Source organism: Archangium sp., assembly GCF_036389735.1.
Taxonomy (GTDB): domain Bacteria; phylum Myxococcota; class Myxococcia; order Myxococcales; family Myxococcaceae; genus Archangium.
In genome coordinates this window covers 1-3003 of record NZ_DASVWK010000959.1, presented here as the reverse complement: position 1 = coordinate 3003, position 3003 = coordinate 1, and the positions used below count along the sequence as shown (strand labels likewise).

Annotated in this window: 3 protein-coding genes; all 3 read right to left on the bottom strand. The window is 72.5% G+C overall.

Annotated features, from left to right (window positions below):
- Positions 1-394: tetratricopeptide repeat protein (locus VF794_RS34085; protein WP_414640998.1), on the bottom strand; the 394-nt coding region annotated here is incomplete at its 3' end.
- Between the two features lie 3 nt (positions 395-397).
- Positions 398-2515, bottom strand: coding sequence for a HEAT repeat domain-containing protein (locus VF794_RS34080; protein ID WP_331117296.1), 2118 nt, complete (start codon positions 2513-2515; stop codon positions 398-400).
- Positions 2516-2744: 229 nt separating this feature from the next.
- On the bottom strand, positions 2745-3003 hold a 259-nt coding region (locus VF794_RS34075), incomplete at its 5' end, for a hypothetical protein (protein WP_331117295.1).

The window sequence follows — 3003 nt, the reverse complement described above, 5'->3', positions numbered from 1 at the left end:
CCTGCTTCACGGGAGCGGGCACGGAGGCAGGCACCGCCATCGGAGGCGGGGTCGCGCGAAGCCCCGCGCCCGGTGGCCCACTCCGGCGCGCGTAGAGGCCGGCGAGCATCTCCTGGACGCCGTGGTGTGACGGGTCCAGCTCCAGGATGAGCTTGCTGGCGGCGATGGCTCGCGGGAGGAACCCCTCGCGAGCGAAGCCCTCGGCGGCGGCCTCGTAGGCGACGATGGCGCGAGCGCTGTTGCCCGCCTTCACCCACGCGTCGCCCAGCCGCACGCGCGTCTGGAAGTCCTTCGGGTCGAGCTGACAGTACTCCTCGAAAAGCTCGGCGGCCCGGGAGAAGCGGCCCTTGGTGAGGGCTTCGTTGGCTTTGTCCCTGAGCTGCCGTGGCTCCATATGTCAGCGTGTCCCTTCCGCCGCCGTGGTTGTCTTCGCCAGGGCCGTCACGGCGGCTTCCCGGACACGACGGTAGTAGTCCCCCTTGAGCGCGTCCAGTGCGTCACCCTGCGCACCCGTGCCCATCCTCGCGAGCGCCGCCGCCGCCGCCGCCCGGATCTCCGGGAGATCATGGTACAGGTCGCGCGCCACCACCTCGGCCGCCGAGCTGTCGCCCAGCTCGCCCAGCGCGGTGAGCATCTCCCGCCGGCCAACGCTCGTGGGATCCTCCAGCGCCTTGATCAGCGTGGGCACGGCCTCCTTCGCCTTCATCCGGCCGAGCATGGTGGCGGCCAGCACCGCCTCGGGACCGCCCTCGGTCACCACCTTGCGCAGCGGCTCCACCGCGGAGGCCGGCGCCCCGGTGCGGCTCAGCGCGTCGATCAGCACCAGCTTCTCGCCGGTAATCTGCGGCAGGAACTCCATCAGCGCGGCCTGTCCCGCCTCGCCCTGCTCGGCCAGCGCCTGCGCGAGGGCCTTGAGCAGATCCCGATCGGACTCGAACAGGTTGTTCTTGGCGAGGGCCACGCCCTCGGGCCCCAGCCGAGCCAGGCCCACCAGCGCGGCCGTGCGCAGCATCACACTGGAATCCCCGGCGAAGCCCTTGAGCAGCTCCAGGGCTCCAGGCGCCTTGATGGATCCGAGCGCGCGCAGCAGCCCGGCCAACGGCTCCAACCGGGACGACTCCACGTCGTCGAACAGCTCGGTGGGCACGCGCTGCTGCACCTGGGGCCGGCCCAGGGTACGCGCCTTGGACGCGTTGAGGGCCTTCAGGCGCGCCATGAGGTTGCCGTGCTTCTCTCCCCGCTGTTTGTCCGTCGCGGTGGTGTCCTCCAGTTGGGAGGAGGGATCGAACCCCGGCCCGTAGCTCTCGGGCAGGGGCTTGGAGATCCAGTCCTGGCGGAGCGCCTGCACGATCGCGAGCTCCTGGTCGAACGCCTTCTGGAGCGCGGGCGCCGCGGAGACGTCGCCGATGGCCGCCACGGCGTCCACGGCGAGCGCGCGCAGCGTGGCATCCCCCTGGGAGAGGTAGGGCAGCACCTTGGGCAGCGTGTCCTTGGCCGTGGGGCCGAGGCCGATCACCGCCTGGAGTCCACTGGCGGCGGTGGCGGGCCGGGCGAGGCGCTCTACGATGGGATCGAGCGGGCAGCCCCCGCGCTCGCGCATCACCCGGGCCACGGGGATGGCCTCGATGGAGACGGCATCGAGCGCGATGACGCACAGCGCGGAATCGGTCTGGGGCTGGCGAGGCAGCTCGAGCAGGGCGTCGATGGCCAGGGGGCTCACGGAGCTCTTCTCCACCGCCACGGCCTGGAGCCGGGGAATGGCCTGCGGCTCCTGGAGCCGCATGAGGGCGGTGATGGCGGACTCGCGCAGCTCGGGGAAGCTCTCGTCCAGCAGGGGCAGGATGGCCGGGACCGCGCGCTTGTCGCCCACGTCGCCCAGGCCGCGCACCGCCGCGGCGGCGAGGATGACCTGGCTGTCGCGCACCAGCGGCACCAACCGGTTGAAGGCCTCGGGCCGGCCGCTCTTGCCCAGCTCCTCGGCGGCGCCCACGCGCTCGGGCAGCGAGCCCTCGTTGAGCGCCAGCAGGTTGCGCTCCCAGATGGCCTTGGACTCGGCGGCGACGACCTCGGCCATGGCGCCGGGCACGTTGGCCTGCTTGAGCGCCTGGACGATGACCTGACGCGTCTGCCGGCCCCGGCGGCCGTACTGGAGGGTGAGGTAGGCCTTGGCCTTGTCGTTCTTCACCTGGGCCAGGGCCATGGCCGCGTTGCCCTGAACGTCCACGTCGGAGTCCTCGAGCAGCTCGCCGAGCAGATCCACCACGCGGGGATCCTGGCTCTTGCCGAGGGCGACAGCGGCCTCGCCACGGACGATGGCGGCCATGTCCTTGGCCGCGCGGGTGAAGAGGGCGAGGTCGTCGGGACGGGCCTCCTCGGCCAGCTTCTTCACGGCGAGAGCCCTCACCTCCGGGCGAGGGTTCTGAAGATCCGCGAGAAGCTGGTCTCGACTGCCGCTGCACCCGGCGTTGACGAGGAGGGCCACGACCACGAGGAATTTACGCGCGCCGGTTCGCATCGTTCTCCGAGGAGAGAAAGCGTGAGACGCGAGCGGTTATATCAGCGGCGCGCGAGACCGCCCACGACTCAGCGGCTCTTGCGGGGCCCTCGCCCCCTCGGCGGCCCACCGGCGCCCCGAGGACCACCAGCACCCCGAGGACCACCAGCGCCCCGAGGCCCACCGGCACCCCGAGGAGGCCGCGCCTCCCACTCGGGCTTGGGTCCCTGGGCCTTCTTCGCGCGCCAGTTCACGAAGCCGCCGGTTCCCTCGCCGGCTCCCTCGCCTTCCGGGCGTGCCGCACCGCGGCGTGCCGGGCGGCCCGCGCCTTCGCCGGCGGGAGCCCACGTCTTGCGCTCGGGCCTCGCTCCGCCCGCACCACCTCGCGGACCGGGACGAGCCCCACGATCTCCGCGCTCCTCACCGCGCGGCGCCCACTCACGACGCTCGGGACGCTCACCGCGAGGCGGGCCGCGACGCTCGGCTCCACCACCGAAGCTGTAGGGCTT

Bases quoted from the DNA above. Each gene is read 5' to 3' on its own strand.
- VF794_RS34080 (WP_331117296.1), bottom strand. From the start codon at position 2,515: ATGCGAACCGGCGCGCGTAAATTCCTCGTGGTCGTGGCCCTCCTCGTC.